The organism is Streptomyces sp. R28 (assembly GCF_041052385.1).
Lineage (GTDB): Bacteria > Actinomycetota > Actinomycetes > Streptomycetales > Streptomycetaceae > Streptomyces.
In genome coordinates this window covers 5,941,576-5,965,171 of the sequence record NZ_CP163439.1, presented here as the reverse complement: position 1 = coordinate 5,965,171, position 23,596 = coordinate 5,941,576, and the positions used below count along the sequence as shown (strand labels likewise).

Sequence of the window (23,596 nt, the reverse complement as noted above, 5' to 3'; positions counted from 1 at the left end):
CACGAATCGGTCAAGGGCGCCTGCCGTGCTGCCCGTTGGCCATCTGGTTCCGGACGAGACCGCCCAGGGTGGTCTCGTCCGGCGGGTGCACAGAGCGTGTTTGAAAGTGGGCTGCTCGGGAACCCGCCAGCGGTGCTTCAGACCGGAGGCACGCCCGTGGGAGCAACTGTCGCTGCTCCCCAGCGCGCTGCGGTCTGCCGGCTCCCACGGTGAGCGACGCCACCGATGAGGGAGACACGCGCCCATGCCGTACGCACGCACGCAGAGGCCACCAAGCGCACGCCCCTACGACGACGCCCCGGACACCGACGCCGCGTTCCGCCGTATCGCCGCCCTGCCGGACGGCGCGGACAGGACCGCGCTGCGGCAGGAGGTGGTGTGCGCCTGGATGCCGATGGCCATTCGGCTCGCCCGGCGCTTCCGTCACCGCGGCGAGTCCTTCGAAGACCTCAAACAGGTCGCCCAACTGGGCCTGGCCAAGGCGGTGTTCCGCTTCGACCCCAGTCTCGGCACCGCCTTCCCGAGCTTTGCCATACCGACGATCCTCGGCGAAGTGAAACGGCATTTCCGGGACCACCTCTGGGGCGTGCACGTGCCGCGACGCGTACAGGAGCTGCGCGGCCGGGTCCGCTTCGCCGGCCAGGAGTGCGCTTCGCTCTACAGCCACGACCCCTCCGTCCACGAGATCGCCGCGCACACCGGCCTCACCGAGGCGGAGGTACGGCTCGGCCAGGGCGCGCTGGAGAGCTTCACCGCGCTGCCCCTGGACGCCGTACCCGGCCGCTCCGAGCACAGCCACCCACTGACCGACACGCTCGGAACCATGGAGCCCGGCTTCGACCTGATCGTCAACCGGGAGGCCTTGCGCCCCCTGCTACGGGCCCTGCCCGAACGCGAACGGCAGATCCTCTACATGCGGTTCTTCTGCGAGATGACGCAGAGCCGCATCGCCCTGCAGCTCGGTCTCTCGCAGATGCACGTCTCCCGTCTGATCACCCGCATCTGTGCACGCCTGCGCGACCAGGTCATGGCCGACACTCACGACATGAGGAGGGCATCGTGACCTCGTCTCACACGCAAGGGCGCGGCCGGGCCGCGAAGTCCGCGGCCCGTTCCACGCAGAACGAGACGCTGACCGCCGCGGGGCGAGCGGGCTTTGTCGCCCGCGGCATCGTCTATGTACTGATCGGGCTGCTGTCCATCCGGATAGCCGTCGGGAGCGGCGGCGGCCAGGCGGACCGGCAGGGCGCGCTGCACGAGATCGCGGCGCAGCCCTTCGGGAAGGCAATGCTGTGGGCGTTGGTGGTGGGCTTCGCCGCCATGGCCCTGTGGCGAGGTGCCCGCGCCGTGCTGTCCAGGGGCCCTCGACGGAAGGTGAGCTCGCGGGTGCTGGACGGTGGCCGGGCGGTCTTCTACGCCTTTGTCTGCTGGGGCACAGCGACGTATGCCGCCGGGGGCGGGCAGGGCTCCAGCGGCAACGCGAAGTCGCAGGACTGGACGGCATCGGCGCTCAAACTGTCCTACGGCCAGGTGCTGGTGGGGGCCGCGGGCTGCCTGCTGATCGGCATCGGCGCGGTACTCGCGGTCCGGGCGGCCATGCGGCGCTTCCTCAAGCAGCTGGACACCGGCACCATGAGCCGCCGTACGAAGCAGGTCGTCACCGCGCTGGGCGTAGGCGGGGGCGTGGCGCGTGGCGTGGTGTTCGCCGCGGCGGGAATCTTCGTCCTGGTGGCGGCCGTCCGCTTCGACCCGCACGAGGCCAAGGGCGTGGACGCGACGCTCCGCAGCTTCGCGCAGACACCGGTGGGGCCGTGGCTGTTGGTTGCCGTCGCGATCGGGCTGATTCTCTTCGGTGTCTTCTCCTTCGCCTCAGCCCGCTGGCGCCGCCTGTGACACGGCGGACGCCAGCCAGGTCGGCGAGGTTTCAACGCTGCTGTCAGGGCTAGTCGTTGGACATGTCCAGACGCTACGGCGGAAATCCCGCGGGGACGGTCATCTCCATCATCGCGGACATCGCGGCACTGATTCTGATCCTGTGGATCGCCCTCTACCTGTTCGACGCCAACGCCGCCAACAGCGCGGTCTCCTGGGTCCACGACGCGGCGAACTGGCTCTCGGGCTGGTCGCGCAATCTGTTCACCATCCACTCGGACAACTGGCGCACCGTGGTCAACTACGGCCTGCCCGCTGTCGTCTACCTGCTGATCGGTCACGCGGTGGCCAGCCGGGTCAACAGGACCTAGCCTCCCTTCCGCCGACGCGCAGCCGCGCATAGAGCGTCCCCATCGCCTGCAACGAGTCGTTGCCGTGATCGCTGCCGGCTGCGTGTGCGGTATCGACGCGGGCAAGGGACATCACTGGGCGGCGGTCGTCGACGACCGGCCCTTGGCCCTGCGCCGCACCAACTCGTACTGGGCCGCACTCCCCGGCCACGCGTCAGTGGGCCGGGCGTCGGCGCGAGCGTGATACCGAGCGCACGAGCAGGTACAGCACGGCGGCGATGAGAAGCAGCACGCCGGTGGAGAGCAGATACAGCATGCCGTCCATGACAGCGCCGATGGTGATCAGCGCGATGGCGCTGCCGAGAAGAACCAGGAAGAAGACCATGGCCCTACGCCTCCCGGGGTGGTGGCGGTCGGGTGGAGTCAGGTCGTCTGCCAGTAGTGCCTGCGTCCGCCGACCGCGTGATCGACCGCACCCGGGCTCCACGGGATGACCCCAAGAATGATCATGGTGTCTGCTCTCGCACATACCTCAACTTCAGGGTAGACGCAACCTCTGGCGGTGGCCTGCCGGGCAGGACGGCTCTACCGTGGGGAGAGGAAGCAGATCCCAGGACCGCCATGATCATCATCGGACTCGTCATCCTCGTCGCAGCAGTAGTCATCGGTGTCGCCGGCGCTCTTTCCAACAGTGGCAGCGCCCACGAGTTCACCGGCGGATTTTCGGTCTTCGGTGTCGATGTCACCGGCTCCACCGGCACGCTCTTCCTCTACGGCATCGTCGTCGGGGCGGCGGCTCTGCTCGGGCTGAGCCTGATCCTGACCGGTACACGCCGCACCACGAGCCGCGCCCGCACTGCACATCGCGGGATCAAGCCGTCTCGGCGAGAGTCTGCCGCAGCCGAACGGGAACGCGGCGGCCCGACCAACGAACCCGACACCGCCCGCGCGCAGACGGCGCAGGCGGAGAGGGATGACGCAGACCCCGCCGGACCGGTCGAACGCCCCCGGCACAAGCAGCAACGGTTCCACCGCCGGGCCGCTCCCCGCCGACGATCCCGCAGACAACCTCGACACAGACCTCGGTTGACCTGGCGGGCACGGTGCCGGTGGGACGCAGAGAGCGGGTGTTGCTCATGGAATGGCTGCGAAGGCTGCCTGTGATCGGAAGGCTGATGCGTACGCACGCGTGGCGGGCGTTCGAGCGGCTGGATGCCGTCCACTGGGCCCGGCTCGCCGCGGCCATCACCTTCACCAGCTTCGTCGCGCTCTTTCCGCTGATCACCGTGGGTGCGGCGATCGGCGCCAAGCTGCTGAGCGACGAGCAGCTCGGGGACCTCCAGGACGAGATCGCCGACCGGGCGCCGGGGCTCTCCGACCTGCTGGACCTGGACAGTCTCGTCGCGCATGCCGGATCCGTCGGGCTGATCGCGGGCGCGCTGCTGCTCGTGGTCGGCATCAACTGGGTCGGCGCCCTGCGCGGGAGCCTGCGCGCGGTGTGGGAGAAGGAGCAGGACCCGGGCAATCCCATCCTGCTCAGGGTCAAGGACGCCGTCGTGCTGGTCGGTCTCGGCGCGGTCGGGCTGGTCGCGATCGGCAGTTCGGTATTCGCCAACATCGCCGTCGGCTGGGCCGCCGACAAGGCCGGCATCGAGGGCGGGGCGGGACGGGCCCTGCTGTTCTTCGCCGGCCTGGCCATCGCCCTGGTCGTCGACTTCCTCCTGCTGGTCTACGTGCTCACCCGGCTGCCGCAGGTGCATCCCGGCCGACGTGCGGTCGTGGTCGCCGGGCTGATCGGTGCGGTGGGCTTCGAACTGCTCAAGTGGTTGCTGACCGGCTACCTGCAGGGCGTTGCGGGCAAGAGCATGTACGGCGCCTTCGCCGTGCCGGTCGCCGTCGTGCTGTGGATCAACCTCATGGCCAGGCTGCTGCTGTACTGCGCCGCGTGGACAGCGACAGCAGCGGGGACGGCGGTGCGGTCCGGTGAGACGGCCGAGGGCGAGGGCCCGGAGCCCGACACCAGTCCCGCAGCCGACGCCGCACCGCAGCGGGCGTCAGCCGGCAGCGACGCACCAGCAGCACCGCGCCTCCAGAAGCACGGCCCGTGATCCGAGCACGGTAGCTGGAGGGATACAAGATCCGCACTCGGCCCGGCACCGCCAAGAGCCCGCTCTCGACCCCCTCTGCCTCGTCCCCGTGCCGTAACGGCACACGGGATGACCTTCTTCGGCCCCGTTCCAAAGCCCATGGGCGCCTTCCCAGCCGGCGACGGTGTCAGGCCACCAGGCCGGGGAGGGGTTCCGTGCCGTCGATGAAGGCGCGGGCCAGGTCGGACAGGCGCCGGTTGTGGGAACGGGCGTAGCCGCGCAGTGCGGTGAAGGCCTGCTCCATGTCGATGCCCTGGCGTTCGGCGAGTTTGCCCTTGGCCTGTTCGATCAGGACGCGGCTGTTCAGCGCCGTCTGCAGCTGTTCGTTGAGGACGGTGCTCCGATGGGTGGAGCGTTGTTGCAGGAGGCTGATGGTGGCGACGTCGGCCAGGGCCTGGGCGATGAGTGTGGCGGGCGGGTCGAAGGGGCCGGGGGCGGCGCGGAAGAGGTTCAGGGCGCCGACGACCTCGTCCCGCAGACGCATGGGCAGGGCCTGGACGGCCCCGAAGCCGCTGCGGTGGGCCGCCGTGACGAAGCGCGGCCAGCGGTCGACCTCCCGGGTCAGGTCGTGGACGATCACTGGTGCGCCGGTGCGGAAGCATTCGAGGCAGGGGCCTTCGTCGTTCTGGAGCTGGAAGAGCTCCAGCAGGCGCACCTGTTCGTCGGAGGCGGCCATGACGCGGAGTTTGCCGTCCCGGTCGGCGAGCAGCACTCCGGCGGCGCTGGCGTCGAGCATGCTGACGCAGCGGTCGGTCAGCAGGCGCAGGAAGTCGATGAGGTCGAAGTCGGCGACCAGGTTGTCCGCCAACTCGACGAAGGTCTTGGCCAGGAGCTGCTGATTCATCGTGAACACCCTCGATTGAGACTAGTTCCGCCGGGAGGGGGCGGGAAGTGCAGCACGTTCGTCGGATGGCACCGGTGCGTCAGGTTTCCTCGTCGGTCTGTCTGGGTTCCGCGTCCGGCGAGAAGCGGAGCCGGTGGGCCACCACGTCGGCGGCCACGTCGGCGAGCCGGCGTCCCTGCGTATAGGCGTGGGCGCGGAGTCTGACGAAGGCTTCGTCGATGCCGACGCCGAGCTGAACCGTGAGCATCCCGCTGGCCTGGTCGATCTCCGCCCGGTACGCGCCCAGGTCCTCGAAGCCGCGGTCCGGCGACGGCCCGCCGGCCGGCGCGCCCGCCTCCTCGATCCGTGCATCGAGGAGAAGCAGCGTCGCAAGGTCGGCGAACGCCAGCGCGTCGGCCAGCTCCTCCGCGTCCAGGACGGTTGGCACGTCGGCGTACAGGTCGAGGACTCCCGGGCTGATCGCCCCGATCTGCAGGGGGAGCGCGAACACCGCGCGTGCCCCGGCTTCCAGGGCCGCATCGGCGAACACGGTCCAGCGGTCCTGCAGTTGGCCGGTGAGCAGATCGGGTGTCAGGACGGCGGAACCCTGTGTGAAGGCGTCCACGCAAGGCCCCTCGCCGAGCGTGAGCTGCAACTCCTCCAGCTGCTCGCTGATGTCGTCGGTGCTGCACAGCGGATGGCTGGCCGCGGCCTTGGACATGGCAGACAGCCCGGCGCCGCCGACCGGGAGGGCGGCCACGGCCGCGGTGCACACGTCCACCACACCGACCCGGGCGCCGCGTCGGGCCGCCTGCTCGGCGACCAGCACCTGGATGCGGGCCGAGCGGCTGTCGGACCTCATCCGGGCCACCGGGTCCAGGCGTCGTGTGCCAGTCCCTCCAGCCTCGCCGCGGTCCGTTCCCCGAGGGGGAACACCAGCGCACGGAACATGGTCGGGCTCGCCGGCCGCCGCACCTCTCCCACGTCCAGCCACCCCCAGGAGCGGAGGGACGCGAGGGCCGGGTGATCGTCCTGATCCACCAGGGTGGCGCCGAGGGATGCCTGGTGGTCGCTCAGCAGCCGCTTCTGCAACCGGCGGGCCACATCCTGGTCCTGCGGGGGCGGGCGGACCAGGATGTCGGTGATCGCGAAGACCCCGCCCGACTCGGTGATCTGCTCGATGCTGGACGGCAGTGCCCCGTCGAACCCGAGCCACCAGAAGCCGTCACTGCGCACCGGGAATCCGTAGGCGCATCCCACCAGTCCGTCCGTCTCCGCGATCACCATGGCGAACCCCGGCCGTCGGATGTCGCCGGTGAGACGGTTCAGGAAGTCCTGGCGGCTGCGGCTACGGTACGCCTCAGCGGGGGACGTCTCTCGGGAGTCGACGTACAGATCCGCCAGCTCCCCGCCCAGGTCCTGCGCCAGCCAGCGGTTCACCCGGCGCAACCGCACCGCGTCCATGGTGGACGACTCGCCCGCATGCGGCTCGTGCGGCTGCCCCTGCCCGGGCTGGGCCATCACCGCACATCGCCCGAGAGGACAGCCACCAGCGGAACACTCCGCTGCGGCAGGGCTGGAGCAGCCGGGGCAGGGACGTCCCCGGGAGACGGTGGCAGATGCCCGAGCGGAAGGCCCAGAAGCAGGAACCCCGAGCCGGTGAGGTCGAGGATTCGGCCCATTGTCGGTGGCGGGTTGTGCAGTCGCAGGATCCCGCCGGCCTCCCTCGTCCGCTGCACGGCGTAGAGGAAGACATTGAGGCCGCTGCAGTCGCAGAAGGTCACGGGGGTGAGGTCGACATCGACGAAGCGGATGCCGTCGCTCAAGCACCGCGCCAGCGCTGCGCACACCAGCGGCGCCGATTCCAGGTCGATCTCACCGGCCAGGGTGACCAGCGCCCGGTCCCGACGGTCGTGACGGTAGATGGTGAGCTGTGGGAGGGACATGACACCTCGGTTCCAAAGACCATCCGGCAGCGAGATGGGGACGCCGGTTCCCGGCCCCTCTTCGCGCGCTGTCGGCAGGGGCGTACGTTCGGCGGAGGTGGAACGACGGCGGTCCGAGGGCCTGTGCGACAGAACAAAGGACCCACCCGGTTCCCTCCAGGGATGCGCCGGGTGACGGACGAAGAACCCGCTCCCGGAGCCATCTGTGTCTCGAAACGACAAGCCGCCGGGGTCTGGGACGCCTGTACAGCAGCATAGTCCTGGCCCAGTGCGGCAGACGGTCCGAAGCCACCCCATCTCAAGATGCGGACGGTGTCGAAGCGCGGTGGCGCGCGCATGTCCGGCGTCCTGCACGGTACTTGGGCCCACAACGCGAAAGCGGCGGCGAACAGCCGCTCAGGTACGGCAGTCCGTCGACTGCCCGAGGAGGGTTCCGGGGTGGCCGAGGGAGGCGGAACGGACCGGGGTCTGACCGGTCCAATACCGGTCAGACCCCGGATCAGTCCCTGTAGCCGCCACCCTCGACCACGTCGTTCGCGAAGAGTTGGGCCTTCGCCAGCGCCTCGTCGACCGACTGACGGCCGGCGATCGCCGCGGAGATCTCCTTGGCCACCCGGCCGCCGAGACCCGCGTACTCCGGGATACCCACGTACGACGTTCCCGTCCACGGCTGCTTGTGCAGGCCGGGCCGCGTGAGGTTCACGGCGTTGAGCGCGTTCAGCGTCGGTCGGAGAAACGCCTTGGCGGCCTTCTTGTACGGAGGAAGCCGGTACGTGGACAGCCGGCTGCCGGGTGGCACTGCGACCCAGCCGAGCCTTTCGCCGTAGAGCTTCACGTACCGTTTCGACGTGGCCCAGGAGACGAAGTCCCACGCGGCTTGCGGGTGCTTGGACGTGATCGGGATCGCCAGCGCCCAGGTCCACAGCCATCCGGAGCTGTCCGTGCGCATCACCGGCGCCGGGGCGTAGCCGAGCTTGCCGACGACCTTGCTGGTCTTGGGATTCTCGAGACGGCCGGCAAAGAAGGTGGCGTCATACATCATGGCCGCCTTGCCCCGCTGCATCGCCGCCTGGCACTGGGCGGGCCCGGCTTCGGAGGCCCGGGACTCGCCGGAGCTGCGGACCAGGTCCACGTAGAACTGCACCGCCCGCTTGGTTTCGGGGGAGGTGAGTTGGGGGTTCCATCTCTCGTCGAACCAACGGCCTCCGAAGGTCAGGATCACGGTGTTGAGAGGCAACAGGTCCAGCCAGACGGGACCTCCGCGCAGGCAGATTCCGGCGGTGCCGTGTCGCGGATCGTCGAGCTCGGCCGCCAGCTCGGCAACCTGCTGCCAGGTCGGGCGTTCCGGCATGGTCAGCCCGGCCTTGGCGAACAGGTCCTTGCGGTACATCAGGAAGGACGACTCCCCGTAGTACGGCACCGCGTACAGGCCGCCCCGGTACGACAGCGCCGTGCGCACCACAGGAACGAAATCCTGTACGTCGTAGTCGCCCTGGCTCGCCAGGACGTCGAGTCGGGTGAGCCATCCTCGCGACGCCCATATCGGCGCCTCCCACGGGCCGATGGAGACGACATCGTAGGCGCCGTCCTCGTTGGCGATGCCCTTGGACAGCCGGTTCCGCAGCACACTCTCGGGGAGAAAATCGAACTTCACGCGGGTGTGTGGATGGATGCGCTGGAAATCGTCGACGAGTTTCTTCATGTCCCGCGTGAAGTCGACGGACGCCACCGTGATGGTCGTGTCCTGCTCTTTCCCGGCGCACGCGGCAGCGCCAAGCACGAGTGAGGTGAGCAAGGCTCCGACGACAGAGATACGCGTGAACTGTCCGGGTCGCCTGTACGGCATAGGTTCCCCTCTGTTGACATCAGGAGCATCGGAGAACAGGCCTGAGCTGCTTACTGCGGGAGCTGCTCCGAGCTTGCGAACGAAACGTAGTCAGGAACGTCAAGGAGACAGCCCGGCACCCGCTCCGCGCTCGATACCCCGAAGTAGGTAGTGATCTGCTCTTCTCCCTCGGGGGGAACTCCCATTCCTTGCGTCAGCGCGACCTTCCAGGGTGTCAGCCCGATCGCGTTGCTGTCCTGGAGGGGGTGATCGAGTGCGATGATCAGCGTGATGAACAGGCCGATGAAAAGCGACAGGAGGCCGGTCAGTGCCACGTGGTCGACCAGTCTGACGCCAACAAGTACCCAGGTTGCCCCAATGGTCACGAACGCACCGCCGAAGAGGACGAGATACAGCACAGGCAGCAGCCCGATGCTCACCTCCCCCTGCCGTTCACGGCGAAGGTTGTTGTAGTCATTGAAGGCTTCGAGGGTTACGGACTGGGCGTTCGACTCCTGTTCATTCTTCGGTTCATAGAACATCAGAGATTCAAACACGGCATCCAGCCGCCCTTGATCCTCAGCGATTTCGCCCCGTTGCTGCTTCGGCCAGACCTCATTGATCACATTATCGGCGTAGTTCCGCACCTGTGACTGAAGTCGACATCTACGACTGTTGGGAAACGCCTGGCCGGCACGATAGACGGTGGTGAGTTGCGAGGCTTCCTCATTGACGAGTTTCTCCACCTCCACATAGTGATCATATGCCCCCACGGCAACCAGCCCGATCAGCAGGGCGTAAAAGGCGCCAACGACTTCGACCAGGAATCTGACGCGTTCGTTGTGCTCAGGATCTTCGCCGAACCATCGCCGAACCCGGGAGCGTGCGAGCAGACCGCCCAGGCCGAAAACAAGAAAGCCCCCGACCAGGAGCACAGCCTGCGACCAGAATGTCAAATGCGAGAACCAACCAGGCATACGTTGAACTCGCCCCCTTTTATCATGGCGGTCTTTTCAGGGACAGCCTTTGCGAGTTGAGCGCGGGCGAGGAAGGCACGCACATGACGGCCTCTGATCGGGCCGTCGCAAGACCGGCGAAGCCGGAACCCAGAACGACGGCGTGCCGCATTCGACTACTCCTCGTGCCACTGCTCATCCGCTGGTGTCAGGGCTGAGGGCTCCTGATGTGCCCCACCGACCAGGACATGACGAGATACCAGAGCCGCGCTGCCGCCATCGCATCCCAGCACGATGGTCCTTAAGCGACCGCCGTCATCACCAGAGCGCGCGAAGCCAGCAAGAAGCAGTCACCATCACACGGCACACGCAGATCTCTCGTGCGCACGCCACCCAGCGCAACCTGGTACGAAGAACGCCCCGGGAAGCTGCCGTCATTGGTGCGGGCGTAGCGCGGGCGAGGAAGGTGATCTCCGGCTACGCCGGGGTGGCGGGCATATCTCTCTCCGCCCTTTGGTCATTGTCGATCGAGACAGTTCTCCCGACGTTCAGCCACCGGCTTGTGACTGCCGACCCGTTCTCCGCTCAGAGGGACGGCGGGTGCGGCAGAGGTGACCAGCTCGGGGAGTTCCGGGCGTTCGGGGAGCGCGGGGCGCGGAAGGCTCCGGTGGATGGATTCGCCGTCGGTCTCCCGGCTCTGGTGCTCGAAGAAGCGGAGCATCTCCACCGGGAACGGCATGACCAGCGTGCAGTTCTTCTCCGCCGAGACGTCCACCACGGTTTGCAGCAGGCGCAGTTGGAGTGCACCCGGTGTCTCGGCCATGGTCGCCGCAGCGTCGGTGAGCCGCTGGGACGCCTGGAACTCGCCGTCGGCGGCGATGACCCGGGCCCGGCGTTCCCGCTCGGCCTCAGCCTGCTTGGACATGGAGCGCGTCATCGACTCCGGGAGGGCGATGTCCTTGATCTCCACACGTTCGATGCGCTGTCCCCAGGGTTCCTCGGTGGGGGCGTCCATCACCTTCTTGAGCTCCGCGTTGATGTGGTCGCGGTCCGACAGGAGCGTATCCAGATCCGCCCTGCCGATGACGGCGCGGAGCGAGGTCTCCCGTACGCGGTCGACTGTTCCGAGATGGCCAGTGGATGAACAGATCCGGCGGGCCGTATCCACGGACGCGATCCGTGCAAGTGTGGGAAGTGGACGGGCCGACGCCGAGCACCGGATACCGATCGGCTGCCGCCGCGGTCCGCCGTCCGTGACAGTGAGGAGCGCGCCATGGGCGCGAAGACGGCCGAGCCCGCGCTACCCGACACCTTTCAAAAGCTCACAGACCATCTGACGGCCTCCTACGCCGGCCTGCTGACGCCCGCGGTCGTGCGGAAGGTGGTGCGGGACTGCTACCAGCCACTCAGCAACGCTCGTATCGCGGGCTACGTGCCGATCCTCGTCGAGCACAACAGCCGCGACAGGCTACGACAACTCGTCCGCCGCCCCGATCCCACGGCTCCTCTTCGCGAGGAGTCCGACGAGTCCCACGAGTCCCACGAGTCCGAGGCAACTCCATCACCAGGGCTCGGCGAAGGCTTCGAAGCGCCCTGACCCGCTCTGCACCGGCACCGCGCCCGCGATCAGCACGACAACGGTTCTCAGGACAACGCCGACCGCTTCCCCGGCGAGGGCAGCCGCTGAAGCAGCTCCCAGAGCGGCTGTGAACCTCCCGCCCACTTCCCCAGTGTTCCGCGGTCGACCAGATGGAGCTTCTGGGACTTCGCGAGCGGCGCACACCCCGCCGTGAAACGTCCGTTCGTCACCAGGACCACCACGTCCCCGCCGTGCAGCTGCCGGCCGGTGCCGTTGAGCACATGCAGATCCGGGGTACCCACCGGCGACCCCGAGGCCCCGTCCTGGCGGTGCTTGCACTGGATCCCCCAGCGCCTGCCGAGCGGATCGGTCGCCGTCACATCGGCGCCGTTGTCCCCGGCCCCGCCCACCTGTACGGCATCCGCACAGCCGTCACGGCGCATCAGGTCCCGTACCGCGAACTCGAAGTCCTCGTGGTGGAGCCCGTCGAGCTGAGGGAGCCCGTACCGCAGCCTCCGCACGTGCACCCGCTCCCAGCGGGCGCTCACCGCCCACTGCGTGAGCCAGAGACCGCCGGCCCCGGCCACGATGGCGGCGAGTACGGCGATCAGCCACTAGTTGCCCAGCAGCCACTGCCCCACGGCGCCCAAGAACCCGACACTCGCGACAGCCGCTATGGCCGGCACCAACGGCTGGGGCCCTCTGGGCTTCGTCAGGACCGGGGCACGCTTCGGAGGCTTACGAGTCCGCCGCACCGGCGGCCGGCGGCTCACGGCCGCCCCCGCACAGCGACAGGTCCCGAGACGCCCGGCACCGGAGTCGTGCGCCCCCCGTCCGTGTCAACAGTGACCGCTCCCGGAGCACAGCGACCGGCTCCTCCGACTTGAGTACCGTCGTTCCCCACATGCGGATCGATCGAACACACCGCGTCCTCCTCGGCGCTCCCGCGCGGCCACTCCGACCGGACAACAGGCGTCGGTGTAGAGGCTCTTGACGCTAGGTCAGATTTCCCGGCCCGATGAGAGCGAGCACCCTTTTCGGCCTCGCCGAACACTCGGGGCTACGGCGGATCCGCCCATCGCGTACCCCCATGGCACACGCGTTCCCATGAGGTGGGTCCTCGCCGGGGGGTGCGAATCCGCGCGAGACTCAAACGGTGATCAGAACACGTTCCGCCCGGCTCTCGTCGGGCGTCGGCCTCAACGAGATGCTGCTGATGCAGTAGCGCTGATCGAGGGTCGGAAAACCCCGCCCGCAAGGACCTCCCCGAAGTCGGCCGAGAAGCGCGCGTGACCGCGCATTCCGGGCGGCGTGGTCCCGCGGCCCCGGCCCCACCAGGTCCCAGCGGTGACGTGCCCGATTAGTGGCAGGCGGCCTCCAGGCCCGGCACTTGCGGCAGTGCCGGGGGCAGCAGGGTGCGCTGCAGGGTGGAGGCGGCTTGGTGTGAGGACATCCACGGTGCCGAGGCGGTGACCGTCGCCGGTGGTGATCGGGGCGGCGGCGTGGAACCGCACCCGAGCCGGGCCGTCACCAGGGAGTGGGCGCGGGCGACCGGGTCGTCGAGTGTGTCGGGGACGACCAGAGGACTGCCGGTGAGGATCGCCGAACGTGCTCAGCCCCGGGTCCCGGCCGATCTGCGTGACCCCCGCCAGACCGTACGCGGCCTTGAACCAGACCCGGTCGGTGCCCACGATCGTCACCGTGGCGGCCGGGGCGTCGAACAGGCGGGCGGCCAGCGCGGCGATCCGGTCGAATGCCCCGTCGGACGGTCTGTCCAGGATGTCGTAACGACGCACCGCGGCGATCCGCCGCGCCTCCTGCTCCGGCGACAGCTCCACCCGCTCCTCCACGTCTTCGCGACGCCTCCACGTCTTCGCACGCGTCGCGCCCTGCCGGCGCGGACGGCGCCGGCGGCTATCCGGGCCGTTGGGTCCGGTCGTTGTGCGCGAGTCCGTCCGGATGCTCCGTCGTGCGCTCTCCGAGCGGCAGAAGCAGTACGCGCCGGACGGTCGGGGCGCGGTGGACCTGGCCCGCGTTCTGCCAGCCCCACGCCTCCAAGGCGGCACAGGCCGAACGGTCGGACTGGTCCACCAAGGTGACGCCGAGCGAAGCCTGGTGGTCGGCGAGCAGCCGCTCCTGGAGCCGGCGGGCGAGCCCGCGGGCGTACCGGTGCGGATGGACGACGGTTTCAAGGATCGCGAAGACGTGTCCGGACGCGGTCAGTTGCTCCAGGTTCTGCGGCAGCGGCCCGTCGAACCCCTGCCACCAGGAGCCGTCACGCGGCACGGGGATTCCGAAGACACAGCCGGTCAGGGACCGGGCCTCGGCGACCAGCATGTCGAATCCCGGCAGTTTCACGCCGTCCGCCAGACGGTGCAGGAACTCCTGCCGGCCGCGGAACTCCTCGCCGGGCGGGGTGGTGGAGGACTCCACGTACAGATCCGCCAGGTCCTCCCGCAGTCCCTCGGCCTGCCAGCGGTTCAGCCGGCGCAGCCGCACCGTGTCCATGGCGGACGGCTCCAAGCCTTCGGGTTCGTGTGATTGCCGCGGAGTGTGCATGGGGCGCCCTCGGTTCAGGAGACCGGCAGCTCGGCGGGAGTGCCATCGCGGCCGATGGGCGGTGCGGCGCCGGGGTCCGGGACGTCTGTTCGTCAGCATAGCCCCGGATCGGCGCCGCGCCGGGGCCGGTTGGGGGCACGGGACCACTGTGGCCGCGGCAACTGAAGGGGTACACCATCCGCGTCCTCATCGGTGTATCGCCGGCCGGCGGCGGGCCGGCCGACCGCCGGGTCGTTCAGGTCATGGCGCGACCCCTTCGGCCAGACGTGCCGCGGGTGCTGGTCACCGGCTTCGGCTGTACGGGCATGTGACGAAGAGCCCGCGCGGCCACGGCCGAGGACCCGGCACTCCCGCCGTGGCAGCCACCCGCCTGTGGCGACCGGCGTCGGCCCGGTGCTCGGCACGACACCGCGCATCCGGCCGGCGTTGACGCGCGACGAGCACGCCTACGCACCTATCGCCGACGAGGCTGCCCGCCGAGGTCTGGACCTGCTCGACGCTGCTCAATCAGCGGTGGCGCCGGAACTGCTCACGGCAGCGCCGCTGGACGGCGCGGACGACGCCGAACCACTGGGGCTGGAACTGGAGCTGAGGCTGGAGCTGGGGCTGGAGCTGAGGCTGGAGCTGGGGCCGGCACTGGGACCGGAACTGGTGTCCGGCGCCGCGCTCACCTCCGGCGAGGCAGAGCCGGCCGTCTGTGGCGCCGTGCCGCTGGACGCACCCGGGGTGGGTGCCCGGCTGTCGGCGGGACCGGGGGTACCGGCCGAGCCACCGCCCACCGAGGTTCCACTGCCCGGCTCGTTCTTGACCACGGCCGTCACCGGCTTGCCCATGATCAGCTCCACCGCGGTCACCGTGATCATCGCCAGGGCGAACACCAGGCCCGTCGCCAGGGCGTACTTCCTCCATCCGATGGATCTCCGGACGGAGCCACCACGATAGGTGGTGACCGACTCGCCTCCGGGAGGCGCGGAGTCCGCTGTCGTCCCGCCGCGCTCGCCATCCGGGCCACCGGGCCCGAAGGGCGGCCTGGCGTCAACAGCCTTGGCGTCGGCCGGTGGCCCGAACGCCGCCCGGGCATCCGCGCGGTGTTCCGCCCGCTCCTCGCCCGGCGTCCTCGGCACTCCCACGGGCGGTACCCGGCTGCGGATCCCCTCGCCTGTCCGCCGGAAAGCATGCGAGAAGACCGCCGCACCGGTGGTCGCGCTGGCACTGACCACGGCGGCGCCGATGATCGTCCCGGTCACCCCCAGCAGGGACGCCAGTACCGCGCCCGCCACAGTCGCGAGTGCGCTCGCCACTACCTGCACAAGAGTCAGGTCGAGGACCTTGCGCTCGGGCGCCCGTTCTTCTTCTCTGAGATTCCCCATCGACGTCCCTTGATAGTTCCGGAGCCCGACAGCCGTCGGCGCCGTGACCATCGGCGTGACGGCGGGCAGCGAGGACCGAGCCGGGCGAAACCTCGCAGGCCACCGCGCGAGGGACCTTCGAAACGGGTCTAGGTCCTGTTGACCCGCCCGGCCACCGCGTGACCGATCAGCAGGTAGACGACAGCGGGCAGGCCGTAGTTGACCACGGTGCGCCAGTTGTCCGAGTGGATGGTGAACAGATTGCGCGACCAGCCCGAGAGCCAGTTCGCCGCGTCGTGGACCCAGGAGACCGTGCTGTTGGCGGTGTTGGCGTCGAACAGGTAGAGGGCGATCCACAGGATCAGGATCAGTGCCGCGATGTCCGCGATGATGGAGATGACCGTCCCCGCGGGGCTTCCGCCGTAGCGTCTGGACATGCCCAACGACTGGCCCTGCCAGTGGAGTTGAAACCCCGCCGGCCCGGCTTGGGCCACCGCTTCACAGGCGGCGCCGGCGGGATGGGGCGAAGGAGAGAACACCGACGAGAATCAGTCCGATCACCACGGCGAAGTCGGGAGCCACGGCCCCACCGGTGCCTGCGTGAAGCTGCGGAGTGTCGCGTCCACGTCTCTGGCCTCGCCCCGGTCGCGGCGGACGGCTGCCATCGAAGATCCCGGCCGCGGCGAACACGGCAGCCATCCCGTCCGTGGGCACCACTCCTGTTGGATCACGGTGGTGCGTTACATGGCATGCGCCTCTCAACGATTTCGACGTGTCCGGCCCGGCTGAAGCCGTCGCGGAACCCGTGGCTGCCGGGCCACTCCACGGGTCACCTGTGGTGTTCATGGTCCGATGGTCCTCGCGCCTCCAACGCGCCCGGCTCCGTCGGCTGTAGCGGCGGTCCCAGCGGTCCTGACAGTCCCGGCGGTTCTCGTAGTCCCGGTAGTCCCCGAGATCGGAACCGTCGCCGCGGATCCAGCCTCCCCCGCGATCGCGGCCGCGTTGGGTGGCGCCGAAGACCAGCACGGCCGCGGCCACCCACCACAGGGGGCTGAGGAAGCCGAAGCCGAACAGGACCACGACGAGGATGAGGAGCAGGACGAACATGGCGGGCCTCCCCGGAGCGGAACAGAACATCACTGCCGGGGGCCGGGGCCTGTACACAGCGTAGTCCTCCCCAGAGGTCGCGGACAGCGGCCCACGCCAGCGTCTTCCGCCGGGACCGGATGGCCACTTGCCGTCTGTCCAGGGGGCGCGGCGAGGGCTGGCGTGCGCGGTACTGCCCGAGCCCCCGGCAGCGTCGATCACCTCTCGCGCTCCTTCGGGGACGCACCTCGCGCATCGGTGCCGGAACCTGCCCCGCCACCAACGGGCCGCTCCCGCACCCGCCGTCGCCAAGCGATCCCGGCGCGGCCTCGATGCGCCCATGCGGGCACCGTCCATCCGCTGTCCGCCGTGTCGCACGTATCCACCGACAGGCGATACACATGTACGCGCTGATCGTTCCCGCCTCGACCCCCTTCGTCCTGCTCGCCACCGTGATGGCCCTGTCCTGGTGGGAGGACCACATCCTGCCGACGCCGCCGGCCCAGCCTGCCGAAGCCCCCGCCGAGGCTCCGCTCACCCCAGTGACCTCTGCCCGGCTCCCCGAACCCGCCCGTGTCGACACCGCGTTGACAGGAGAGGTTGCCGGGCGTTGACTGACAGCACGGCGTAGGGCCATGCCGCTCCGGATCACTGGGGCGACGCATTCCACCTTCCCGCTTCGCCCGGACCCCGCGGAATCAAGGAAATCCCCGCGATCTGGAGGCCCCGCGATGATCCTTTGGATTCTTCTCCTTCTGCTGATCCTGGCGGTGTTCGGGTTCGGCTTCACGATGCAGATCCTGTGGTGGGTCGCGGCCGTCCTGCTGGTCGTCTGGATCGCCGGCTTCGCCATGCGCGGGCGCGGCGGTGGCGGCCGCCGGCACAGCCACAGGTAGTCCGTTCCGGAACTCGATCCTGCCCGCGGGAACAGCGGCCTGTACGGCGATCACACGCGGGAACCCACTCACCGGACAAGCAGGAGGCCGACCATGAGCGTCGGACAGACCATCAGGCACAAGACACAGGCGTTCAAGGGCCGGATCACCGAACGCATCGGCCGGACCACCCGCAACAGGCGACTGCAGCGCGAAGGCAGGACCGACCGGGTCTCCGGAAACCTGAAGCAGTCCGGCGACAAGGCCAAAGACGCCTTCAGGCCGTGACCACCCACGCCCCGGGTGGTGCCCACGTCGAGTGGACACCACCCGGCAGGCCCGAACCCTCAGTCAGCCGACAGGAATTGACGGCAATGAAGCAGACCAACGCGCGAACCGAGAGCCAAGGAAGGCAGCCATGTTCACCGTCGTGATCACCGCCGTGATCGTCATCGGCCTGGCCACCCTCCTCTACATCGGACGTGGACGAGCCCGGGACGGCGGCGGACAAGGGCTGAAGCGCCGCTTCGGCCCCGAGTACGCCCGCGCAGTCGCCTGCCACGACGGCGACACCAAGGCCGCCGAACAGGAACTCGGCGCGCGTGTGAAGGAGCACGGCTCCCTCACGGAGCAAGCGCTGTCGCCCACGGCCCGCGAGCGCCATATGACGCGATGGGCCGCAATCCAGGAGCAGTTCGTCGAATCACCGCAGCAGGCCGTCACCGAGGCAGACGCCTTGCTGGCGCGCCTGGCAAGGGACCGCGGCTTCCCCGACGGCGAGCAGTTCGACGACCAGATCGCCGCCCTCTCCGTCCACCACCCCCACTACGTCCAGGGCTACCGCAGCATGCACACAGCAGCCCGCGGCCAGAGCAGCACCGAGGAAATGCGGAAGGCCATGATCGAAGCCCGAAGCCTCTTCGAGGCACTGGTCACCGAACAACCGGCCGCCCCGGACCGGCGCGACGCGTCGTCCCCCGACGACCAGGGCCACGCGCCATGGCCACTGGCCCGACGCCACGCGAAGGGAACCAGCACCTGATGTCCCACGACGCCGAACACTCACCGCAACCCCAGCCGCGGCAGGTCGTTCGAAGAGCGCACCCCCTCGGTCCTGTCCCCGGTACCGAGCACATCCACCAGCTCGCGGGCATCGGCCATCCGCAGCCGCCCCGTGGCTGTCACCACCCGCCCCTCGCGCCCCACTCACTCCGCAAGCCCCCGCAGCTGCGCTGCAAGCGTCGACGCCTCGGCCTGTCGTCGCAGTTCACCTTCCGAAGGCAGTACGACAGGCAGCTGTGGCTCGGCCCGCGCCCCGTCGGCCAACACCCGGCCGTTCAACCGTCGATCCATGATCTCGTCAAGGGTCCGCTGGTCGTAAGCGATCTCCCCACGCTGAGCGCGCTCAGCGAACCGCTGCAACGCCACCCCGTCCATGACGTCCACGCCCTGCTCGGCAGCGGTCACCGCCCAGAACTTCGCCAGGCTCCAGCGGTTACGGTCCGCCATCGCCTCCGGATACCGTTCTTCGGCCGCGTCCACCGCGCCGAGGGAGTCATCGAGCGCGGGGCCGCGTGGGTCCGCCAACTGGACGGCGTGCAGAAAGCGCAGGAGGGCGCGCAACGTGCCCGGACCGTCGCCGCGCTCCTCCCCGGGAAGCTCGGTGACCTGCTGGGGGAGCCAGGACAGCAGCAACTCCTCCACATGCCGCGGCTCCCACCACCCCAGCCGACCATCGGCCGTCGCCCGGTGCCGGTAGTCCAACGCTGTCTCGGCCATGAACGCGTCCACCGGCAGCCCCTGCTCCCCGGCCCACCGGACCAGCCGGTCGACCAACAGCCCACCCGCCGCCTCGAACTCCTCCTCGGCCCCGGCTTCGCACCGCATCCGCATGAAATCCGCCCCGCCTGTCCGCAGCCCTGCTCGCCTCGCCGCGCTACCGCCGAACTGCGACGCACCGCTCTCGGCCGAGGACCAACGGCTCGCCGCAGGCATGCCGCCGACATGTCGTAGTGGCCACCCGCGTTCACCCTGACCGTCCGGCGACGGGTCGCGGATGATCGTATGAGCCCGCGACCTCCTCTCCGGAGAGCCCGAACTCCTCATGCGGGTACGTCAACCGGCGCGGCAACCCGCTCCCCTGTGCTGCTGATCAGCAGTCACTCGCCGTGGTAGAGGCGAGGCAGGTCGATGAGTTGGATCGTGCGGTCGTCCTTCGCGAGGTGGTGCAGTTCATCGGTGAAGCCGGTGCCGCTGAAGCAGAACAGCCGTGTCGCCTCGGTGGCCGTGCCGCTTTTGGTCAGGAGGGAACGGATGTGCCGGAGACGTTCCAGGTGGCCGGCTCCCATCACGTCGCTCCACTTCGCTTCTCCGATGGCGAGCAGCACCTGGCGGCCCTCGTGGGACTCACCATGGACGGCGACGTCGACTTCGTGGCTGGTCCTGGCCGCGGGGTCGTTGACGGTACCGCTGGCGACCCGCGTGACATGCCCTCCGTGAGTGTCGGGCGCAGCGTGCCAGCGGGCCCATTCCCTACAGACCTGCTCGAAGTGCGGACCGACGACTTTGCTGCGGAAGGTGGACTGGGCGCGGCGCCATACCTCGGGCGCCCGCCCGGGGCGTTCCAGATCGCCCCAGGCCGGGCGCATGACCGCGTGGTAGAAGGTGACGAGCGGCTCGGCGATGCGGTAGGCGGAGCGGTTGCGGCGAAAGGCATCGGCCTCGTGGGTGATCATGCCGACGTCCTGGAGCACGCTCAGCGGGTGGGCGAGGTCGGTGGACTTGCGCCCCAGGTAGTCGGCGATGCCACCACGAGCCGCGTTACCCGCGGCGATGGCTGCCAGCACCGAGTGGTACAGCGCGGTGTCGTGGAGTTCGGGCTCTTCGGCGAGAAGGTAGCGTGCCTCCCGAAAGAGCGGACGCGCCGGGTTGAGGACGGCGCGGATGACCCAGTCGTCGAAGTCGTCCGGCTCGGCAGGGGTGTCCCCCTGGGTGAACTCACGACGGTAGGCGGGCGTACCCCCGACGATGGCGTTGGTCAGGAGCGCGGTACGCGGGTCGTCGATCTGCCAGAACTCGGCCGCGAGCCGGAAGTCCAGGGTCGGGACCACGAGTTCGAGGCCGGCCCGGCCACGCAGCGGAGCATTGCCGGACAGCAACCGGCCCATGAACGACAGCGCGGAGCCGCACAACAGCAGACGCACGGGCGTGTTGGTGTGCTGGGCAGCAGGGTCCAGAGCGCGCTGGATGATCGAAGGGAGGGAGGGAGACGCCTTGGCGAGGAAAGGAAACTCGTCGATGACCGCCACGGTGGGACCGCCCGCGTCGGCGATGCGCATGAGTTCCGCGACCGCCTCGTCCCAGTGCGCGAAACGGAACGGAGTGGGCTGCCCGCGATAACGGGCCAGTGCCTCACCGAACTGACGCAGGGCGTCGGCCTCGGTGGTCTCGGTGGCGGTGAACATGAAGCCGCCACTGGCACGAGTGACGGCGTCGAGCAGGAAGGTCTTGCCCTGTCGGCGGCGACCGGAGACGACGCCCAGCGTGGCCCGCGGGCCAGGCAAGGTGGCGAACCGGGTCAGCTCGGCCCATTCGAAGACACGGTCGAACATCTCGGCGGGCTTGTCCACAGCACCAGCTCCAACATATAGATGGAGTTATTATAGCTGAACTTATTCGGCGCGCCCGCTCGGCGATATCGACTCCGGATCTCGCGAGGCGAAGACCGGTGGTGTCGTAGACCTTCGATGAGGAGGCGGGCGGGATCGAGCCGAGCAGTGGGGGTACGCCGTAGCCGGAGTTCGAGGCTGCGAGGATCTCCGCATCGTCGGCCTTCAACTCGTGCCGACCGGACGGCTCCGGGAGTACCACGGTGCACCTCGCGCGCGTACGGCATTCACACTCCCGCCCTCACCCCGGACGGCATCACCGGGCCGGCGGAACCGACCGAGCCAACCTTCCTGCGCAGGGTTGTGCGACATCGACAACTTGGCCATGGCCAGCGCTTCCCGCTCGGACGCCCGCCATCAATGCCGGCTGCTGCACTACTGGTGCACGGATGCGCTCCCCTCCCGCACGCCATTGCCGACCAGAACCGATCAGGCGGCGGCGAGCCCTCGAAACCACAAGGTCAGAGGGGCACCCGCACGCACACTCCCGCGAACCACACCACCACAAACCTCCGACCTACGCATGCGGCTGCGCAGGTCAACAGCCGCGATCCTGCCCGGACGAGACAGCACGAATGAACAAAACCCCAGGTCAGAGGCCTGACCTGGGGTTCAAAAGAGCCGCCTTCGGGATTCGAACCCGAGACCTACGCATTACGAGTGCGTTGCTCTGGCCATCTGAGCTAAGGCGGCGCGCCGTCCGCACTATGGTGCGATCAGCAACGTCGGTAAGTCTACACAGTTTCCGGAGGTGCTCTGTACCGCCCCCGTCCAGCCCCCGCACCGTCCCCGCCCAGGCCCCCTCCGCCCCCGGAGCGAGGGCTTCCGGGGCCGGAGCAGGGCCGGGCGAGAAGCTACGAGCAGCGCTTGCCGCGGGTGGGCGGCGTCCCCCGGAGGAGATACGCGTTGATCGTGTTGTCGATGCACCTGCTGCCCCGCCCATACGCCGTGTGGCCGTCGCCGTCATAGGTGAGCAGCCGGGCCGAGGAGAGCTGGCCGGTGAGGGCGCGGGCCCAGCGGTAGGGGGTCGCCGGGTCGCGGGTCGTGCCGACCACCACGATGGGGGCCGCGCCCCTCGCCTCGATCCGGCGCGGCTCGCCGGTGGGCGCCACCGGCCAGTACGCGCAGTTCAGGGTGGCCCAGGCGAGGCCCTCACCGAAGACGGGGGACGCCTTTTCGAAGGCGGGGAGGGCTTCACGGACGTCGTCGGGGGTGGCGAAGGCCGCCGGGAGGTCCAGGCAGTTCACGGCCGCGTTGGCGAACATCAGGTTCGTGTAGCGACCGTCGGCGTCGCGCTCGTAGTAGCTGTCGGAGAGTGCCAGGAGACCCGCGCCGTCGTTCTCCTTCATCGCCGAGGACAGCGCGTCCCGCAGTTGCGCCCAGGCGCCCTCGTCGTACATCGCCGCGATCACGCCGGTGGTGGCGAGGGATTCGCCGAGTACGCGGCCGTCCGGATCGCCCGTCGGGATGGGCCGCGCGTCGAGCTTCCCGAAGAAGGCCTTGAGGTTCTTGCCGACACTGCTCGCCTTCGTGCCCAGCGGGCAGTCCCGCTTGCGCACGCAGTCCCTCGCGAACGCCTGGAACGCCGTCTCGAAGCCCGCCGTCTGGTCGAGGTTCATCCGGCGGGACGGCAGCGAGGGGTCCATCGCTCCGTCCAGCACCAGCCTGCCCACCCGGTCCGGGAAGAGCCCGGCGTACGTCGCCCCGAGGAAGGTGCCGTACGACGCCCCCACATAGGTCAGCTTCTTGTCGCCCAGCGCCGCCCGCAGGATGTCCATGTCCCGGGCCGCCTCGGCGGTGGAGACGTGGCGCAGGAGGCCGGGCGCATCCGCTCCGCACCCTTCCGCGAACCTCTTGTAGGTGGCGACGAGTTCGCGGGCCTCCTTCTCGTCGTCGGGCGTGAAGTCCGTCTGCGTGTACCTGTCCATCTGGCGGCCGTTCAGGCATTTGACGGGCTCGCTGCGGGCGACTCCGCGCGGATCGACCGCGACCATGTCGTACCGGGCGCGCACGCCGGCCGGGTAGCCGATCCCCGCGTACTGCTGGAGGTAGGCGATCGCCGAGCCGCCCGGGCCGCCCGGGTTCACGAGCAGCGACCCGAGCCGCCCGCCCGGTCGCGTCGCCTTCTTGCGGGCCACGGCGAGTCTGACGTCTCCGGCGCCCGGCTCCGCATAGTCGAGCGGCGCCTTCATCGTGGCGCACTGGAAGCCGGGCGTCCCGCAGCTGCGCCAGGTCAGCTTCTGCCCGTAGTACGGCGTGAGCGCGGCCGGCGTCGACCGCGGCAGTGCGGCCAACGCCGCCTCGGCCGCCGGGTTCCCCGCGCGCGTCGACCCACCTGAGGTGCAGGCGGAGACGAGCAGCGCGGCGACGGCGAAGAGGGTGCCGGCCGCGCGGGCTCGCCGGGGGTTCGTGCGGCGGGTGCGTGGGCCGTGCCCGGTCGGGCTCGGGTCTGTGCTGACTGGAGTACGCCTGGTGTGCATCTGGCGAGCGTAACTCTGTGCAGTGGCTCGGATGCTGTGAGTGCATGCCATGGCTCGTACGAGTTACATGGTCGGCCTCCT

25 protein-coding genes, 1 tRNA gene and 1 pseudogene are annotated in these 23,596 nt (G+C 69.3%); 11 read left to right on the top strand and 16 right to left on the bottom strand.

Annotated features, from left to right (window positions below):
* Positions 1-244 precede the first annotated feature (244 nt).
* From AB5J49_RS26640 to AB5J49_RS26630, 3 genes are all read left to right on the top strand, one after another.
* Entirely contained in the window at positions 245-1,063 is an 819-nt protein-coding gene (locus tag AB5J49_RS26640) for a SigB/SigF/SigG family RNA polymerase sigma factor (RefSeq protein ID WP_369171256.1), read from the top strand.
* On the top strand, positions 1,060-1,893 hold the full coding sequence (locus AB5J49_RS26635; RefSeq protein ID WP_369171255.1) for a DUF1206 domain-containing protein: 834 nt from the start codon (positions 1,060-1,062) through the stop codon (positions 1,891-1,893). Before AB5J49_RS26640 ends, AB5J49_RS26635 begins: the two co-directional genes overlap by 4 nt.
* A 62-nt stretch (positions 1,894-1,955) precedes the next feature.
* Complete coding sequence (locus AB5J49_RS26630) at positions 1,956-2,243, top strand: hypothetical protein (protein ID WP_369171254.1); 288 nt, start codon at positions 1,956-1,958, stop codon at positions 2,241-2,243.
* Between the two features lie 193 nt (positions 2,244-2,436).
* On the opposite strand, the gene AB5J49_RS26625 is transcribed toward AB5J49_RS26630, so the two are convergent.
* Positions 2,437-2,607: a hypothetical protein gene (locus AB5J49_RS26625; RefSeq protein WP_369171252.1), complete on the bottom strand. Its 171-nt coding sequence runs from the start codon at positions 2,605-2,607 to the stop codon at positions 2,437-2,439.
* A 236-nt stretch (positions 2,608-2,843) separates the two neighbouring features.
* On the opposite strand from AB5J49_RS26625, the gene AB5J49_RS26620 reads away from it, so the two are divergent.
* Both AB5J49_RS26620 and AB5J49_RS26615 read left to right on the top strand, forming a co-directional pair.
* Positions 2,844-3,386: a hypothetical protein gene (locus tag AB5J49_RS26620; protein WP_369171251.1), complete on the top strand. Its 543-nt coding sequence runs from the start codon at positions 2,844-2,846 to the stop codon at positions 3,384-3,386.
* Positions 3,359-4,330 (top strand): YihY/virulence factor BrkB family protein, encoded by a 972-nt coding sequence (locus AB5J49_RS26615; protein WP_369171250.1) that lies wholly within the window; start codon positions 3,359-3,361, stop codon positions 4,328-4,330. The genes AB5J49_RS26620 and AB5J49_RS26615 overlap by 28 nt, the downstream gene beginning before the upstream one ends.
* 166 nt (positions 4,331-4,496) lie before the next feature.
* Here AB5J49_RS26615 and AB5J49_RS26610 read toward each other — a convergent pair whose 3' ends face one another.
* From AB5J49_RS26610 to AB5J49_RS26580, 7 genes and pseudogenes are all read right to left on the bottom strand, one after another.
* Positions 4,497-5,213 (bottom strand): GAF and ANTAR domain-containing protein, encoded by a 717-nt coding sequence (locus AB5J49_RS26610; protein ID WP_369171249.1) that lies wholly within the window; start codon positions 5,211-5,213, stop codon positions 4,497-4,499.
* Positions 5,214-5,292: 79 nt separating this feature from the next.
* Complete coding sequence (locus AB5J49_RS26605) at positions 5,293-6,054, bottom strand: ANTAR domain-containing protein (RefSeq protein WP_369171247.1); 762 nt, start codon at positions 6,052-6,054, stop codon at positions 5,293-5,295.
* On the bottom strand, positions 6,051-6,713 hold the full coding sequence (locus AB5J49_RS26600; protein WP_369171245.1) for a hypothetical protein: 663 nt from the start codon (positions 6,711-6,713) through the stop codon (positions 6,051-6,053). The genes AB5J49_RS26605 and AB5J49_RS26600 overlap by 4 nt, the downstream gene beginning before the upstream one ends.
* Positions 6,713-7,138, bottom strand: a complete 426-nt coding sequence (locus AB5J49_RS26595; RefSeq protein WP_369171243.1) for an STAS domain-containing protein — start codon at positions 7,136-7,138, stop codon at positions 6,713-6,715. The genes AB5J49_RS26600 and AB5J49_RS26595 overlap by 1 nt, the downstream gene beginning before the upstream one ends.
* 499 nt (positions 7,139-7,637) lie before the next feature.
* Positions 7,638-8,933 (bottom strand): sugar ABC transporter substrate-binding protein, encoded by a 1,296-nt coding sequence (locus AB5J49_RS26590; RefSeq protein ID WP_369171241.1) that lies wholly within the window; start codon positions 8,931-8,933, stop codon positions 7,638-7,640.
* A gap of 101 nt (positions 8,934-9,034) precedes the next feature.
* The gene (locus AB5J49_RS26585; protein WP_369171240.1) at positions 9,035-9,940 is read right to left on the bottom strand and encodes a DUF4239 domain-containing protein; all 906 of its coding nucleotides are present in this window, start codon (positions 9,938-9,940) and stop codon (positions 9,035-9,037) included.
* 496 nt (positions 9,941-10,436) lie between these two features.
* Positions 10,437-11,039, bottom strand: a pseudogene (locus AB5J49_RS26580) (SPFH domain-containing protein); the annotation flags it as partial.
* A gap of 153 nt (positions 11,040-11,192) precedes the next feature.
* Between AB5J49_RS26580 and AB5J49_RS26575 the strand changes: the two are divergent.
* Positions 11,193-11,516 (top strand): three-helix bundle dimerization domain-containing protein, encoded by a 324-nt coding sequence (locus AB5J49_RS26575; RefSeq protein WP_369171239.1) that lies wholly within the window; start codon positions 11,193-11,195, stop codon positions 11,514-11,516.
* 47 nt (positions 11,517-11,563) lie between these two features.
* On the opposite strand, the gene AB5J49_RS26570 is transcribed toward AB5J49_RS26575, so the two are convergent.
* Positions 11,564-12,085 (bottom strand): restriction endonuclease, encoded by a 522-nt coding sequence (locus tag AB5J49_RS26570; protein ID WP_369171238.1) that lies wholly within the window; start codon positions 12,083-12,085, stop codon positions 11,564-11,566.
* Between the two features lie 1,327 nt (positions 12,086-13,412).
* Complete coding sequence (locus tag AB5J49_RS26565) at positions 13,413-14,006, bottom strand: hypothetical protein (RefSeq protein ID WP_369171237.1); 594 nt, start codon at positions 14,004-14,006, stop codon at positions 13,413-13,415.
* A gap of 423 nt (positions 14,007-14,429) precedes the next feature.
* Between AB5J49_RS26565 and AB5J49_RS26560 the strand changes: the two genes are divergently transcribed.
* A complete protein-coding gene (locus tag AB5J49_RS26560) occupies positions 14,430-14,999 on the top strand; it encodes a hypothetical protein (RefSeq protein WP_369171236.1) in 570 nt (189 codons plus the stop codon).
* A gap of 556 nt (positions 15,000-15,555) precedes the next feature.
* Here AB5J49_RS26560 and AB5J49_RS26555 read toward each other — a convergent pair.
* Positions 15,556-15,843, bottom strand: a complete 288-nt coding sequence (locus tag AB5J49_RS26555; RefSeq protein ID WP_369171235.1) for a hypothetical protein — start codon at positions 15,841-15,843, stop codon at positions 15,556-15,558.
* Between the two features lie 1,050 nt (positions 15,844-16,893).
* Between AB5J49_RS26555 and AB5J49_RS26550 the strand changes: the two genes are divergently transcribed.
* The 4 genes from AB5J49_RS26550 to AB5J49_RS26535 all read left to right on the top strand — a co-directional run bounded on the left by AB5J49_RS26550 (position 16,894) and on the right by AB5J49_RS26535 (position 18,409).
* Entirely contained in the window at positions 16,894-17,106 is a 213-nt protein-coding gene (locus tag AB5J49_RS26550; RefSeq protein WP_369171234.1) for a hypothetical protein, read from the top strand.
* 117 nt (positions 17,107-17,223) lie between these two features.
* Entirely contained in the window at positions 17,224-17,388 is a 165-nt protein-coding gene (locus tag AB5J49_RS26545; RefSeq protein ID WP_369171232.1) for a hydrophobic protein, read from the top strand.
* Positions 17,389-17,481: 93 nt separating this feature from the next.
* Positions 17,482-17,655 carry a CsbD family protein gene (locus tag AB5J49_RS26540; protein ID WP_369171231.1) on the top strand — a complete coding sequence of 58 codons (174 nt, stop codon included), beginning with the start codon at positions 17,482-17,484 and terminating at the stop codon, positions 17,653-17,655.
* Between the two features lie 130 nt (positions 17,656-17,785).
* Entirely contained in the window at positions 17,786-18,409 is a 624-nt protein-coding gene (locus AB5J49_RS26535; RefSeq protein ID WP_369171229.1) for a hypothetical protein, read from the top strand.
* Positions 18,410-18,429: 20 nt separating this feature from the next.
* Here AB5J49_RS26535 and AB5J49_RS26530 read toward each other — a convergent pair whose 3' ends face one another.
* The 5 genes from AB5J49_RS26530 to AB5J49_RS26510 form a co-directional block, all read right to left on the bottom strand.
* A complete protein-coding gene (locus AB5J49_RS26530; protein WP_369171227.1) occupies positions 18,430-18,552 on the bottom strand; it encodes a hypothetical protein in 123 nt (40 codons plus the stop codon).
* A 21-nt stretch (positions 18,553-18,573) separates the two neighbouring features.
* A complete protein-coding gene (locus AB5J49_RS26525; protein ID WP_369171226.1) occupies positions 18,574-19,254 on the bottom strand; it encodes a hypothetical protein in 681 nt (226 codons plus the stop codon).
* A 272-nt stretch (positions 19,255-19,526) separates the two neighbouring features.
* The gene (locus AB5J49_RS26520; protein ID WP_369175270.1) at positions 19,527-20,978 is read right to left on the bottom strand and encodes an ATP-binding protein; all 1,452 of its coding nucleotides are present in this window, start codon (positions 20,976-20,978) and stop codon (positions 19,527-19,529) included.
* Positions 20,979-21,654: 676 nt separating this feature from the next.
* Positions 21,655-21,728, bottom strand: a tRNA-Thr gene (locus tag AB5J49_RS26515).
* A 161-nt stretch (positions 21,729-21,889) separates the two neighbouring features.
* Entirely contained in the window at positions 21,890-23,515 is a 1,626-nt protein-coding gene (locus AB5J49_RS26510) for an alpha/beta hydrolase (protein WP_369171224.1), read from the bottom strand.
* Positions 23,516-23,596 lie beyond the last annotated feature (81 nt).